Origin of the sequence: Marichromatium bheemlicum (genome assembly GCF_012276755.1) — a bacterium.
Lineage (GTDB): Bacteria > Pseudomonadota > Gammaproteobacteria > Chromatiales > Chromatiaceae > Marichromatium > Marichromatium bheemlicum.
In genome coordinates, this window is record NZ_JAAXKX010000006.1 from 133,227 (window position 1) to 145,904 (window position 12,678).

At 63.7% G+C, this 12,678-nt stretch carries 11 protein-coding genes and 1 pseudogene; 10 read left to right on the forward strand and 2 right to left on the reverse strand.

The features are described from left to right. Positions 1-23 precede the first annotated feature (23 nt). Together lpxA and purD are read left to right on the forward strand one after the other, a co-directional pair. Positions 24-800, forward strand: a complete 777-nt coding sequence (gene lpxA, locus HF203_RS06540; RefSeq protein ID WP_168667841.1) for an acyl-ACP--UDP-N-acetylglucosamine O-acyltransferase — start codon at positions 24-26, stop codon at positions 798-800. A gap of 65 nt (positions 801-865) precedes the next feature. Further along, entirely contained in the window at positions 866-2,158 is a 1,293-nt protein-coding gene (gene purD, locus HF203_RS06545; RefSeq protein ID WP_168667843.1) for a phosphoribosylamine--glycine ligase, read from the forward strand. Between the two features lie 34 nt (positions 2,159-2,192). Here purD and HF203_RS06550 read toward each other — a convergent pair whose 3' ends face one another. Next, positions 2,193-3,173: an aminoglycoside phosphotransferase family protein gene (locus HF203_RS06550; RefSeq protein ID WP_168667845.1), complete on the reverse strand. Its 981-nt coding sequence runs from the start codon at positions 3,171-3,173 to the stop codon at positions 2,193-2,195. Positions 3,174-3,185: 12 nt separating this feature from the next. Here HF203_RS06550 and HF203_RS16255 point away from each other — a divergent pair, with 12 nt between their 5' ends. The 3 genes from HF203_RS16255 to HF203_RS06560 are packed head-to-tail and all read left to right on the forward strand — an operon-like array spanning position 3,186 to position 7,127. Continuing rightward, positions 3,186-3,308, forward strand: coding sequence for a hypothetical protein (locus HF203_RS16255; RefSeq protein ID WP_281349797.1), 123 nt, complete (start codon positions 3,186-3,188; stop codon positions 3,306-3,308). Positions 3,309-3,367: 59 nt separating this feature from the next. After that, positions 3,368-5,812, forward strand: a complete 2,445-nt coding sequence (locus tag HF203_RS06555; RefSeq protein ID WP_168667847.1) for an LPS-assembly protein LptD — start codon at positions 3,368-3,370, stop codon at positions 5,810-5,812. Continuing rightward, positions 5,793-7,127, forward strand: a complete 1,335-nt coding sequence (locus tag HF203_RS06560) for a peptidylprolyl isomerase (protein ID WP_168667849.1) — start codon at positions 5,793-5,795, stop codon at positions 7,125-7,127. The genes HF203_RS06555 and HF203_RS06560 overlap by 20 nt, the downstream gene beginning before the upstream one ends. Before the next feature lie 667 nt (positions 7,128-7,794). On the opposite strand, the pseudogene HF203_RS06565 reads toward HF203_RS06560, so the two are convergent. Further along, a pseudogene (locus HF203_RS06565) lies at positions 7,795-7,931 on the reverse strand (IS481 family transposase); the annotation flags it as partial. A gap of 169 nt (positions 7,932-8,100) precedes the next feature. Here HF203_RS06565 and HF203_RS06570 point away from each other — a divergent pair. Genes HF203_RS06570 through HF203_RS06590 form a run of 5 tightly spaced genes read left to right on the forward strand, consistent with a single transcriptional unit; the run spans position 8,101 to position 12,629 of the window. Beyond that, positions 8,101-8,973, forward strand: coding sequence for a decaprenyl-phosphate phosphoribosyltransferase (locus HF203_RS06570; RefSeq protein ID WP_168667851.1), 873 nt, complete (start codon positions 8,101-8,103; stop codon positions 8,971-8,973). After that, on the forward strand, positions 8,958-9,941 hold the full coding sequence (locus HF203_RS06575) for a lysylphosphatidylglycerol synthase transmembrane domain-containing protein (protein WP_246221672.1): 984 nt from the start codon (positions 8,958-8,960) through the stop codon (positions 9,939-9,941). The genes HF203_RS06570 and HF203_RS06575 overlap by 16 nt, the downstream gene beginning before the upstream one ends. Beyond that, on the forward strand, positions 9,938-11,239 hold the full coding sequence (locus tag HF203_RS06580) for an FAD-binding oxidoreductase (RefSeq protein ID WP_168667853.1): 1,302 nt from the start codon (positions 9,938-9,940) through the stop codon (positions 11,237-11,239). The genes HF203_RS06575 and HF203_RS06580 overlap by 4 nt, the downstream gene beginning before the upstream one ends. Beyond that, positions 11,236-11,991, forward strand: coding sequence for an SDR family oxidoreductase (locus tag HF203_RS06585; protein ID WP_168667855.1), 756 nt, complete (start codon positions 11,236-11,238; stop codon positions 11,989-11,991). The genes HF203_RS06580 and HF203_RS06585 overlap by 4 nt, the downstream gene beginning before the upstream one ends. Beyond that, positions 11,988-12,629, forward strand: a complete 642-nt coding sequence (locus HF203_RS06590; RefSeq protein WP_168667857.1) for an HAD-IB family hydrolase — start codon at positions 11,988-11,990, stop codon at positions 12,627-12,629. Before HF203_RS06585 ends, HF203_RS06590 begins: the two co-directional genes overlap by 4 nt. The last annotated feature ends 49 nt before the right edge of the window (positions 12,630-12,678 follow it).

The window sequence follows — 12,678 nt, forward strand, 5'->3', positions numbered from 1 at the left end:
CATCGGAGCAGCGGATTCGAACCATGCGCATCCACCCCACCGCCATCATCGAGGACGGGGCCGAGATCGACCCCAGCGTCACCATCGGCCCTTACTCGATCGTCGAGTCCGGCGCCGTGATCGGTCCCGAGTGCCGCATCGAGAGCTGCGCACGCATCTACGGCAACACCCGCATGGGCGCGCACAACCGGGTCTGTCACGGCGTCACCCTCGGCGCCGAGCCGCAGGACCTGAGCTTCACCCCGGAGCGGGCCAAGCCGCTGGTGATCGGTGACCACAACCACTTCAAGGAAGGGGTCAACATCAGCTGCGGGGTCAAGTCCGAGCACGGCACCCGCATCGGCGATCACAACTTCTGGATGGCCTTCTCCCACGCCGGGCACGACGCCCAGGTCGGCGACCACAACATCCTCGCCAACGGTGCCACCCTCGCCGGTCATGTCGAGGTCGAGGATCACTGCTTCATCTCCGGCCAGGTGGCGGTCCACCAGTTCGCCCGCATCGGTGCCTACGCGATGATCGCCGGGGTCACCGGGGTGTCGCAGGACGTACCGCCGTTCGCGCTCGCCGACGGCCACCGCGCCCACTTCATCGGGCTCAACGTGGTCGGGCTGCGTCGTGGCGGCTTCGACCAGTCCCAGCGCAGTCGCATCAAGGCGGTCTACCGCCTGGTGTTCCGCTCCGGGCTGCGTCTGGCCGAGGCGCTGGTGCGGGCCGAGCAGGACTACCCCGGCGCCGAGACCGAACACATCGTGCGCTTCATCCAGTCGAGCCGGCGCGGGCTGATCTCGATCGGCTAAACCGCGTACCGAACCCAACCCCACAGCCAATCACGCGGCCGGCGGCCGCGTCATGGAGCAACCCCATGAACATCCTCATCATCGGCGGCGGCGGGCGCGAACACGCGCTGGCCTGGAAGGCCGCCCAGTCCCCGCTCGCCGAGCGCGTCTATGTCGCCCCCGGCAACGGCGGCACCGCGCTCGAGCCCAAGCTCGAGAACGTGCCGATCGATGCCGAGGACATCGCTGCACTGGTCGCCTTCGCCCGCGAGCAGCAGATCGGCCTGACCATCGTCGGCCCCGAGGCCCCGCTGGTCGCCGGTGTGGTCGACGCCTTCGCCGAGGCCGGGCTGGCCTGCTTCGGCCCGCGCCGCGACGCCGCCCAACTGGAGGGCTCCAAGGCCTTCACCAAGGACTTCCTCGCCCGTCACCAGATCCCCACCGCCGCCTACGGCGTGTTCACCGAGATCGAGCCGGCGCTCGCCTATCTGCGCGAGATCGGCGCACCGATCGTGGTCAAGGCCGACGGCCTGGCCGCCGGCAAGGGCGTGATCCTCGCCGAGGACCTGGCCACCGCCGAGGCCGCGGTGCGCGACATGCTCGACGCCGGGCGCTTCGGTCGCGCCGGGGCGCGGGTGGTGATCGAGGAGTTCTTGCGCGGCGAGGAGGCGAGCTTCATCGCCATGGTCGACGGCGAACACATCCTCCCCTTCGCCACCTCGCAGGACCACAAGGCACGCGACGACGGCGACCGCGGCCCCAACACCGGCGGCATGGGCGCCTACTCGCCGGCGCCGATCGTCACCCCCGAGATCCACGCCCGCGTCATGCGCGAGGTGATGGAGCCGACCGTCGCCGGGCTCGCCGCCGAGGGCACGCCCTACACCGGCTTCCTCTACGCCGGGCTGATGATCGACGAGACCGGCACCCCCAAGGTGCTGGAGTTCAACTGCCGTCTCGGCGACCCCGAGACCCAGCCGCTGCTGATGCGTCTCGACTCCGACCTGATCGCGCTGTGCCAGGCCGCGATCGAGGGCCGACTCGATCAGATCGAGGCCGCCTGGAACCCCAACCCCGCGCTCGGCGTGGTAATGGCCGCCGGCGGCTACCCGGACGGCTACGAGAAGGGCAAGGAGATCCTCGGGCTGGAGGCCGCCGCAGCCACCGGCGCCAAGGTCTTCCACGCCGGGACCAAACGCGAGGGCGAGCAGGTGCTCACCAACGGTGGGCGTGTGCTCTGCGTCACCGCCATCGGCAAGGACGTCTCGACAGCCCAGGCCGCCGCCTATGCCGGGGTCGACCAGATCTGCTGGGACGACTGCTTCTGCCGTCGTGACATCGGCCACCGCGCCATCGCCCGCGAGCGCGCGGACGACTGAGCGGCCAGCGCGCCGGGCCCGTGCCCGGCGCGGCTCAGAGCCCGTCGAGCAACCGCGCCAGCCCCGCCAGCTCGGGGTAACGCGCGGCCACCGTGCGCAGCGCGTCGAGCACCCGAGGCAGGTCGTCGAGATACTGCCGCTTGCCATCGCGCAGCGCGAGCCGGGCGAAGATCCCGCACACCTTGAGGTGACGCTGCACCCCCATCAGATCGAACCAGCGCAGGAACTGCGCCGGATCGCGCCCACCGCGACTCTGCGCCGGGAGGATGCCGCACGCCAGCGCGCGCCGACGGAAGTCGAGCGCCCAGCCCTCGACACGCGCCTCCGGCCAGCTGATGTAGGCATCGCGCAGCAGCGACACCAGGTCATAGGTCAGCGGCCCCAGCACCGCGTCCTGGAAATCGAGGATGCCGGGGTTGTCGGCGACCACCCACATCAGGTTGCGCGAGTGATAGTCGCGATGCACGCAGACCTGGGGCTGTTCGAGCGCGCTGTCGATCAGCACCCGATCGAGGGCATCGAGCAGCGCCGTGGTCGCCGCATCGGGCTCACGCCCGAGATGACGCCCGAGGAACCAGTCGCGAAACAGCCCCAGCTCGCGCCCGAGGAAGGCGGCGTCGTAACGCGGCAGATCGTCGGTCGCCACCGCCGTCTGCAACGTCAGCAGCGCGCTCATGGCGTCATCGTAGAGCGAGGCGACATTGGCGGCGTCGAGCACCTGCAGATAGGGCTGGGTACCGAGGTCATCGAGCAACAGGAAGCCCTGCTCGATCGCGGCGGCGTGCACCCCCGGCGCATGCAGCCCGGCCTCACGCAGACGCCGCGCCAGGCGCACGAAGCGGCCACAGTCCTCGTGCTCGGGCGGGGCATCCATGGCGATCAGGGTGCGATCGGCGAGATGGACCCGCAGATAGCGCCTGAAACTGGCGTCGGCCGAGGCCGGGGTCAGACGAAAGGAGGCGCCCTCAAGCACCTGTTCGAGCCAGCGCAGGAGCGCAGCATCACGATCGACCAAGAGGAGACTCCGATGCGTGTCGATGGAAACGGGGACATCATGATCGAGCCCATCACCGGCCGACGCAACACCGACAGCGCCCGCGACGCCGGGCGCGCGGGCACGATCGCGATTGATGGTATGGCCCAGATATGACATGGTTGCAGCCTCCAACCCGATCCGTCCACCCGCTCATCAACCAGCCCGTCAGACGCATGGCGACCATGGTCGACTTCAAACAGGGCGTGCGCGCCTCACTGCTGGCGACCCTGCTCGCCGTCTCCGCGCCGGGCTCGGCGAACTGCACCCAGGACTGCCCGGAGCCCGAATCCAGCGACGGCGGCGCCTTCGCCACGCTGCGCGCCATGCTCTCGGCCATCCGCCTCCCCGACCTGGTCGCGCTCACCCCGCTCGCCCCCGATGACAGCCTCCCGGTCGAGCCCGAGGAACCAGCGCCCGAGGCCGGTAGCGTGCGCGCCAGCGAGGACTATCTGCACCAGGGGCTGGCGTGGGATCACTGTGGCCCGCGCAGCGGCGCCGGTGCCAGCAACCTCGGCGCCGAGAACGCGGACATCCCCGTCGACATCGTCGCCGATCGGGTCGACTACGATCGCAGCGGCGAGCGCATCGAGCTGCGCGGCACCGTCGAGATCAGCCGTCCGGGCCAGCGCCTCGAGGCCGACCGCGCCACCTACGATCGCGCCAGCGGCCAGACCAATGCCAGCGGCAGCGTCTTCATCGACTATCGCGGGCTACGCATCCAGGGTGATCGTGCCGACTACAACCTCGACACCCAGGCCGGCGAGATCGAGCGCGCCCGCTATCGGCTCTCCGGCAGTGCCAACCTGCGTGGTAGCGCTACCCACGCCACGCTACTCGACCCCGCGCGCAGCCGCTACGAGGACATCGTCTACACCACCTGCGCCCCCGGCAATCGCGACTGGTCGATCCGCGCCTCCAGCCTCGAACTCGACCGCGACAGCGGCATCGGGGTGGCGCGCAACGCCCGGCTGCGGGTGGCCGACGTACCGGTGCTCTACACCCCCTATCTGCGCTTCCCGATCGACGATCGGCGGCGCAGCGGACTGCTGATCCCCTTGTTCGGCTCATCGAGCGAGACCGGCACCGACATCACCCTCCCCTACTACTGGAACATCGCGCCCAACATGGACGCGACCCTGATGCCGCGCTACATGAGTACCCGCGGACTGATGCTCGGCGGCGAGTTCCGCTATCTCTCCGCGCGCCAACAGTTCGAGGTCAACGCCGAGCTGCTCCCCGAGGACCGCAAGAACCCCGAGGAGGGGGTCCGCGGCGCGCTGCGCCTGCGCCAGCACGGCTACTACAACGGCTGGGCGTCATCGATCGACTACGCCTCGGTCTCCGACGACCAGTACCTCTCCGACTTCGGCAACCGGCTCGATGCCACCAGCCTGCGCAACCTCTCGCAGCGCGCCGACTTCAGCTATGCCGGCGACGGCTGGCAGACCCTCGTCCGACTGCAGCAGTTCCAGACCGTCGACACCAGCATTGCCCCCGAGGATCGCCCCTACGGCCAACTCCCGCACATCGCCCTCAACCTCGACCCACAGCGCGCGGGCAACCTGTTCGAGTACCGCTTCCAGGGCCAGTACGACTACTTCGACCACAACACCGCAGTCCACGGCAGTCGCCTGATAGCCATCCCCTCGGCGCGCATCCCGCTGCGACGCAGCTTCGGCCACCTCATCCCCCAGGCCCGGGTCTACTACACCGGCTACGAGCTGCAGGACCAGCAGCACGGCCTGCCCGAACGCCCCTCGCACCTCATCCCCAGCTTCGACCTCGACGGCAAGCTGGTCTTCGAGCGCGAGACCAACTGGTTCGGCAACACCGCGCTCCAGACCCTGGAGCCGCGTCTCTACTACGTGCTCACCGGCTACGAGGACCAGTCCGACACCCCGCGCTTCGATACCACCGCGCTCGACTTCAGCTTCGCCAGCCTGTTCCGTCCCAACCGCTTCACCGGCTACGACCGCATCGGCGACGAGAACCGACTCACCCTCGGCCTGACCTCACGCACCATCGCCGACGACAGCGGGCGCGAGCTATTCCGCGCCAGTGTCGGTCAGATCTACTACTTCGACTCGCGCCGGGTGCAGCTCGACGGCGGCGAGGCCGAGGACGACATCAGCTCATCGGTCGCCGGCGAATTCGCCGCCCGGCTCAGCCACGACTGGAGCGCGCGCGCGAGCGTGCAGTGGAACCCCAACGAGACCGAGGACGCGTGGGAGAAGCGGGTGCTGCAACTGCGCTACGCCCCCGAGCCCAACCGCCTGGTCAACCTGAGCTATCGCTACAACCTCGGCAACCAGAGCGGATCCGAACGCTACGAGGACGCCGACCTCTCCTTCCAGCTCCCGCTCGGCGACCACACCCGGCTGGTCGGGCGCTGGCTCTACTCGATGCTCAACGACGAGACCGTCGAGGCCTTCGCCGGCATCGAGTACGGGCGCTGCTGCTGGCGCCTGCGCCTACTCGGACAACACCTGAAGACCAGCTACGAGCGCGATGGCAGCACCAGCGTCATGTTGCAACTGGAGCTTGCCGGTCTCGGTTCATTCGGCAACCCGATCGACAAGCTCCTGGAACGAGGAATCTATGGGTACCACACGGACTAACCGGCCCGCCCCCTGGGCCGGCCTGCTCGGCGGCCTCGCGCTCGCCCTGGCGCTCGCGCTCGGCGCGACGCCCGTCACCGCCACCGTCGAGGCACTCGATGCCATCGTCGCCGTCGTCAACGACGACGTCATCGTCCAGAGCGAACTCGAACGCGAGATCGAGCTGATCCTGCCGCAGATGCAGCGCGCCGGTACCGCCGCCCCGCCGCGACCGCAGCTCGAGAAACAGGTGCTCGACCGCCTGATCCTCAAGCGGCTGCAACGCCAGCGCGCCCGCGATCTCGGTATCGAGGTCGACGAGGCCACCCTGATCGAGGCACTCAGCGACATCGCCGCGCGCAACGGTCTTACCCTGCCCGAGCTGCAGGCCACGCTCGAGGCCGGCGGCATCGACTTCGCCGACTTCCGCGAGGACACCCGCGCCCAGATCCTCACCAGCCGCCTGCAACGCCAAGAGGTGGTGAGCAAGATCCGCATCACCGATCAGGAGATCGATCGCTTCCTCGAACGCGAGGCCAGCCTGTTGATCGACCGTGAACGGGTCCGGCTCCAGCACATCCTCATCGCCCTGCCCGAACAGCCCGACGCCGAACAGGTCGCACGCGCCGAGCGCAAGGCCAAGCAACTGGTGGTCAAGCTACGCGGCGGCGCCGACTTCGCGGCACTCGCGGCACGCGATTCCGACGGGCGCAACGCGCTCCAGGGCGGCGACCTCGGCTGGTTCGAGATCGGCGCCACCCCGACCCTGGTCGCCGACCTGGCGCTGACCCTCAACGAGGGCGAGATCAGCGACCCGATCCGTAGCTCCAGCGGCTATCACATCATCAAGCTCACCGCGATCGAGGGCGCCAAGCCGGGCAATCTGCAGCAGACCCATGTGCGCCACATCCTCATCCGCACCAACGAACTGGTCTCCGACGCCGATGCCAAGCGCCGCCTCGGGGTACTGCGCCAACGCATCCTCGGCGGCGACGACTTCGCCCTGCTTGCCCGCGCCAACTCCGACGACACCGGCTCGGCGCTGCGCGGCGGCGACCTCGGCTGGGTCAATCCCGGCGACACCGTACCGGCCTTCGAGGAGGTGATGAACGGCCTCGGCCCGAACCAGCTCAGCGCCCCCTTCCAGAGCCCCTTCGGCTGGCACCTGGTGCAGGTCCTGGAGCGTCGCACCCAGGACTCGGCCGAGGGCGCGATGCGCATCAAGGCCCGCGAGGCACTGCAGCAGCGCAAGGCCGAGGAGGCGATCGAGCTATGGCTGCGTCAACTGCGCGACGAGGCCTATATCGAGATCAGGCTCGACGACCTCGACGATTGAGAAGATGCCATCCTGGGGCCTTGATGCAGATGTTGGGTTGCCGCTATGCGGCAGCCCAACCTACGCGGGTAGCGTCGTCGGTTGGGTTGCCCACCGATGCGCTGCCCGGCGCCAGAGCGATGCCGTTGATGGGTGGGCAACCCAACACCCGCACCGTCTTTCTCAGACGTCGACGCCAGCCCTGGGGCCTTGAGGCAGATGTTGGGTTGCCGCTATGCGGCAGCCCAACCTACGGGCAGCGTCGTCGGTTGGGCTGCCCACCGATGCGCTGCCCGGCGCCAGAGCGATGCCGTTGATGGGTGGGCAACCCAACACCCGCACCGTCTTTCTCAGACGTCGACGTCAGCCCTGGGGCCTTGAGGCAGATGTTGGGTTGCCGCTACGCGGCAGCCCAACCTACGGGCGGCGGCGTCGGTTGGGCTGCCCACCGATGCGCTGCCCGGCGCCAGAGCGATGCCGTTGATGGGTGGGCAACCCAACACCCGCACCGTCTTTCTCAGACGTCGACGTCAGCCCTGGGGCCTTGAGGCAGATGTTGGGTTGCCGCTATGCGGCAGCCCAACCTACGGGCAGCGCCGTAGGTTGGGTTGCCCACCGATGCACTGCCCGGCGCCAAAGCGATGCCGTTGATGGGTGGGCAACCCAACACCCGCGCCGTCTTTCTCAGACGTCGACGCCACTTGCGCACCGCTAGGGGCGAGAGGTGCACTGTGCGGCCAGAACCTTGGTCGGCAACGTCGAGGCCTGCAGCTCACGACGAATCGCCGGGGTGGTGCGGGCATTCTTGTGCAGACGGATGTCCATTGACGACCAAGCCCCCGGGCTGTGGGCTGTTGCGCGGGCGGTGGCTTCGTGAATCAAAAGCTCAAGCACCTCGCGGGCTCGGAACAAAGGACAGCTTCGGCAGGGAATATGATCACACGGGACGTGACATCTAGCCAAAACTTCATCTACCCCAGGAATCTCTTGCTATATGATTGCGGTCTTAAAACTGGCCCGGCCCCACCAGTATATTAAAAACGGTTTTGTACTCCTAGGACCTCTGTTCGCCCACCAATGGGATCTCGCGACCCTCAGCCAAGCGCTAGTGGCTTTCCTAGCCTTCTGCTTCATGGCTAGTGCAGTCTATGTGCTTAACGACATCATGGACATTGAGTCGGATCGAGCTCACCCAGTGAAATGTCGCCGACCGCTGCCTAGCGGAGCCATTTCTATTAACACTGCAAAATTGTTAATGACCAGCCTTTTAGCTGGATCACTATTATTATCTTTGCTGGTCAGCAGCTGGGTGAGCTTGTTTGTGGCGAGCTATTTTGTCATCAACATTTTTTACTCTTTACACCTGAAGCGGGTTGTCATACTTGACGTATTCTTGATATCCGCCGGATTCATGTTGCGTATCCTGGCCGGAACGGTAGGCCTAGGGATCGAGCCATCCACCTGGTTGCTGCTTTGCGGACTGATGATCACACTTTTCCTTGGCTTCGCCAAGCGCCGTGCCGAGCTATTGATGCTAGAGGTTAATGAAGAGGCTAAAAATGGCCTTACGCGGCGCGTGCTGGACGATTACAACCCCGCAATGCTTGAACAATTCATCGCGGTAACTGCAGCCTGCACAATCATCGCCTATGCTCTTTACACCGTCTCACCAAAGACGGTGGCAATCCACGGCAGTGAAAACCTCATCTTCACGCTTCCCTTTGTGGTTTACGGCATATTTCGCTATCTATTTCTGCTGCACCGGCACTCCAAGGGCAACGATACTGCGAAAGACTTAGCGCAGGACCGTCACCTGCTGGTAACGGTAGCCGCTTGGGTAGGTGTGACCCTATGGCTGCTCACATGACTTCGACGACACACTACCTTGAAGGTTGGCGCCTGCGGGCGTTGATCTTCTCGATCGTCGTAGCGACTGCTAGCTATCTCGCGTTTTCGCTGTGGGGCGGCTGGCATGAGGTCGTAGCAGCCTTCGTTCAAATCGGTTTGCTAGGCACTCTGATTACGTTGACGATGTCCCTGGCGAATTACAGCCTACGCTTTGCTCGGTGGCAGCTTTATCTGTTACAGCTAGGCCGCCGTGTGCCTTGGTCGCCGAGTTTGCGGATCTATCTCAGCGGTTTTGCTCTGACCACAACGCCCGGGAAGGCGGGCGAGGCTTTTCGAGGCTTTTTGCTCAAAAAACACGGAGTTCCATTCCCGACAACCTTCGCTGCATTCATCAGCGAACGCCTCTCTGATCTCACCGCCATTGTACTACTTACCCTCGTGGGACTCGCGCAATACCCCGAGGCCCATGGGCTCGTGCTCGCGGGTGTAGCAGGCATCGGAGTTGTGCTGGTTTGTCTGTCGAGTCAGACGCTGCTCGACAGACTGCATCACAGTGCATCAACCCGACGTGGTAAGCTGATGGGGTTATTGACTCACGTGAGTGAGATGCTGATATGCGCTCGACACTGCCACCGTCCAGGCCTGCTGGTCATGGCTACGGCCATCAGCATAATCGCCTGGGGAGCCGAGGCAATGGCCTTTTACTGGATGCTAGGCTGGCTGGGAGCGGACATTTCGCTGTCTTTTGCCATCTTTGTCTATGCACTGTCGATGTTAGCTGGGGCGTTGAGCTTTCTGCCGGGCGGCTTGGGCGGCGCAGAAGCGGTGATGATCTCGTTGTTAATGCTCAAGGGCATGGACGCGCCTTCCGCCATCGCAGCAACGGTATTTATCCGCTTGGCTACGCTATGGTTTGCCGTGGTCATTGGACTGATAGCCTTGCTCAGCAGTCGGCATGAAGACACCTCAGCAAAGGAAGCTGCATGAGTACTCCGCATTCCTGGAATCGTCTTCCCCGCGTGACCGCCGACGCGACCCATACACTGACCCAGCGCACAGCCAGCATCCCTGATGATCTACCGCGACCGTTACTAGCCCACGGCAATGGACGCAGCTACGGTGACGTGTGCCTGACCGAGCAGGGCACCCTAGTGCTCACCCGAGGGCTCGATCGCTTTATCGGGTTCGACCCCCTGCGTGGCGTACTACGCTGTGAGGCAGGCGTAACCCTGGCCGAAATCCTCGCCTTGGTCGTGCCCCGGGGCTGGTTCCTGCCCTGTACGCCGGGGACACGCCTGGCCACCGTGGGTGGCGCCATTGCCAACGACGTGCACGGCAAGAATCACCATGCCGTGGGCAGCTTCGGGCATCATATCCGTGCTCTGGAACTGTGGCGCAGCGATGGTACTATCCTTGAGTGCCGCCCGGAGGACAACAATGGTTGGTTTGCAGCGACTGTCGGCGGACTGGGTTTAACCGGCTTGATTCGCTGGGCTGAGCTACAGCTGATGCCCATACAGAACCCCTGGATGTGGGTCGAGTCGCAGCGCTTCACCAACTTAGATGAGTTCTGGTCGCTCAATCGTTATGCCGAGGCACACTGGCCCTACACCGTAGCCTGGATCGACTGCCTAGCCCAAGGCAAGGCACAAGGCCGGGGAATTCTACTAGCCGGCCAGCATGCGGCGGCGCAGACCGAACTCCCACAATTCAAGGAGCGTAGCAAGCGGATCCCCGCTACCCCTCCGTTCTCTCTAGTCAACGGCTTCAGTCTGCGCGCCTTCAATACCCTCTACTATCGACAGCCGGTGAAGCCACAAGGCGCATTGACCCACTATGTGCCGTACTTCTATCCGCTTGATGCCATTCAACACTGGAACCGCATCTACGGACGGCGAGGCTTCTATCAATACCAGTGTGTGATTCCGCCCCGCGAAGCCGAAGCTGCCACCGCAGCATTACTCGAGACTATCGCTAGACTCGGGGAAGGCTCGTTTCTCGCCGTGCTTAAGACCTTTGGGCGCAAGCCTTCGCTCGGCATGCTGTCGTTCCCACGCCCAGGCACCACTCTAGCCCTCGATTTTCCTAACCGAGGTGATAAAACCCGGCACCTTTTCGAGGAGTTAGATGCTATCGTGCGTGAGGCCGGTGGCGCCCTCTACCCAGGCAAAGACGCTCGCATGCCGGCGAGCCTATTCCAGTCCGGCTACCCCCAATGGGAAACCTTCAAAAAGTTCATTGATCCCGGTTTTTCTTCCCGATTCTGGCAGCGTGTAACCTCATGAACTCCATCAAGCGTGTCATCCTCTTCGGGGCAACCTCAGCCATTGCCGAGCAGACCGCTCGACAGCTGGTTGCTCAAGGCGCCTCGCTTTACTGCATAGGCCGCAATCCTGACAAACTGACAGCCCTGATCGATGACCTCAAGATACGAGCCGGCGACACCCAGTGCATCGACGGCAGCGTCGCCGACCTGACCGACACCCAACAACATGACCGCCTGATTGATCTCGCCGAACACCGGCTCGGCGGTATCGACGGCGTACTCATCGCTCACGGCACCCTGCCGGACCAGCGGGCTTGCCAGGCGGATTTCAGCCTGACCCGCCAAGAGATCGAGACCAATGCCCTAAGTGTGATCAGTCTCCTGACCCTGCTTGCCAATCGTCTCGAACAACAGCAGTATGGCGTGATCGCCGTCATCAGCTCTGTGGCCGGCGACCGAGGTAGGCAAAGCAATTACGTCTATGGTGCTGCCAAGGGCATGGTCTCCATATTCCTACAGGGACTGCGCAACCGGTTAGCCAAAGCCAACGTCAACGTAGTGACGATCAAACCTGGATTCGTGGATACCCCCATGACCGCCGAACTCAAAAAGGGCGGACCACTGTGGGCCAAGCCAGAGAAAATTGCCCAGGGGATTATTACTGCTATGCAGAACGGCAAGAGTGAAGTCTACCTGCCGTGGTTCTGGTGGGGAATCATGCTGGTGATCAAGTATATCCCCGAGACCATCTTCAAGCGAATGTCGCTATGAGCCAGAATCACGCCAGCAGCACCCGCCCCGCAGCATTCTTCGACTTCGACGGCACGCTGACGACGGGGGATACGTTGATGCCGTTTCTCAAATTCGTTGTGGGCACGCCGGCCTATTACACCAAGCTAGCCTTGGTCAGTCCTGTGATCGCCTCCTACTTCTCCAAGTTGCTACGTAACGACATCGCCAAGCAGCTCGTGCTTAAGCAGTACTTGGCCGGATACCACATCGCTGACCTCTTCGAACGAGGTCAACACTTCAGCGAAGAGGTTATTCCCAAGATGCTGCGTCCCGAGGGTATGGAGCGCCTGCGATGGCACCAGCAGCAGGGCCATGACTGCGTGCTGGTTAGTGCATCTTTAGATGCATACCTGAACGCCTGGGCGAAGCAAGAAGGTTTTTCCGATGTCATTTGCACTTCTTTAAGCATTGACATCAATGGCATTGCATCAGGAAAAATTCAAGGAAAAAACTGCTATGGAGAAGAAAAACTGAGGAGATTAAAAGAGTGGCAAAAAGAGTATTCTCCAGTAGAAAAATTCGGATACGGAGATACCAAGAGCGACATTTCTTTCTTGAACCATTTAGACAAAGGATATTTGTGGAAAAAGAAGACCAAAAAATTTTCACCCATTTGACTATTCGCTTAACTTGATAGTTACCTTTACCGCCAAGGTCGCTTTATTT

Coding starts and splice junctions, on each gene's coding strand:
- purD (WP_168667843.1), top strand. CDS start 866: ATGAACATCCTCATCATCGGCGGCGGCGGGCGCGAACACGCGCTGGCC.
- HF203_RS06590 (WP_168667857.1), top strand. CDS start 11,988: ATGAGCCAGAATCACGCCAGCAGCACCCGCCCCGCAGCATTCTTCGAC.
- HF203_RS06585 (WP_168667855.1), top strand. CDS start 11,236: ATGAACTCCATCAAGCGTGTCATCCTCTTCGGGGCAACCTCAGCCATT.
- HF203_RS06570 (WP_168667851.1), top strand. CDS start 8,101: ATGATTGCGGTCTTAAAACTGGCCCGGCCCCACCAGTATATTAAAAAC.
- HF203_RS16255 (WP_281349797.1), top strand. CDS start 3,186: ATGCGTGTCGATGGAAACGGGGACATCATGATCGAGCCCATCACCGGC.
- HF203_RS06580 (WP_168667853.1), top strand. CDS start 9,938: ATGAGTACTCCGCATTCCTGGAATCGTCTTCCCCGCGTGACCGCCGAC.
- HF203_RS06575 (WP_246221672.1), top strand. CDS start 8,958: ATGGCTGCTCACATGACTTCGACGACACACTACCTTGAAGGTTGGCGC.
- HF203_RS06560 (WP_168667849.1), top strand. CDS start 5,793: ATGGGTACCACACGGACTAACCGGCCCGCCCCCTGGGCCGGCCTGCTC.
- lpxA (WP_168667841.1), top strand. CDS start 24: ATGCGCATCCACCCCACCGCCATCATCGAGGACGGGGCCGAGATCGAC.
- HF203_RS06555 (WP_168667847.1), top strand. CDS start 3,368: ATGGCGACCATGGTCGACTTCAAACAGGGCGTGCGCGCCTCACTGCTG.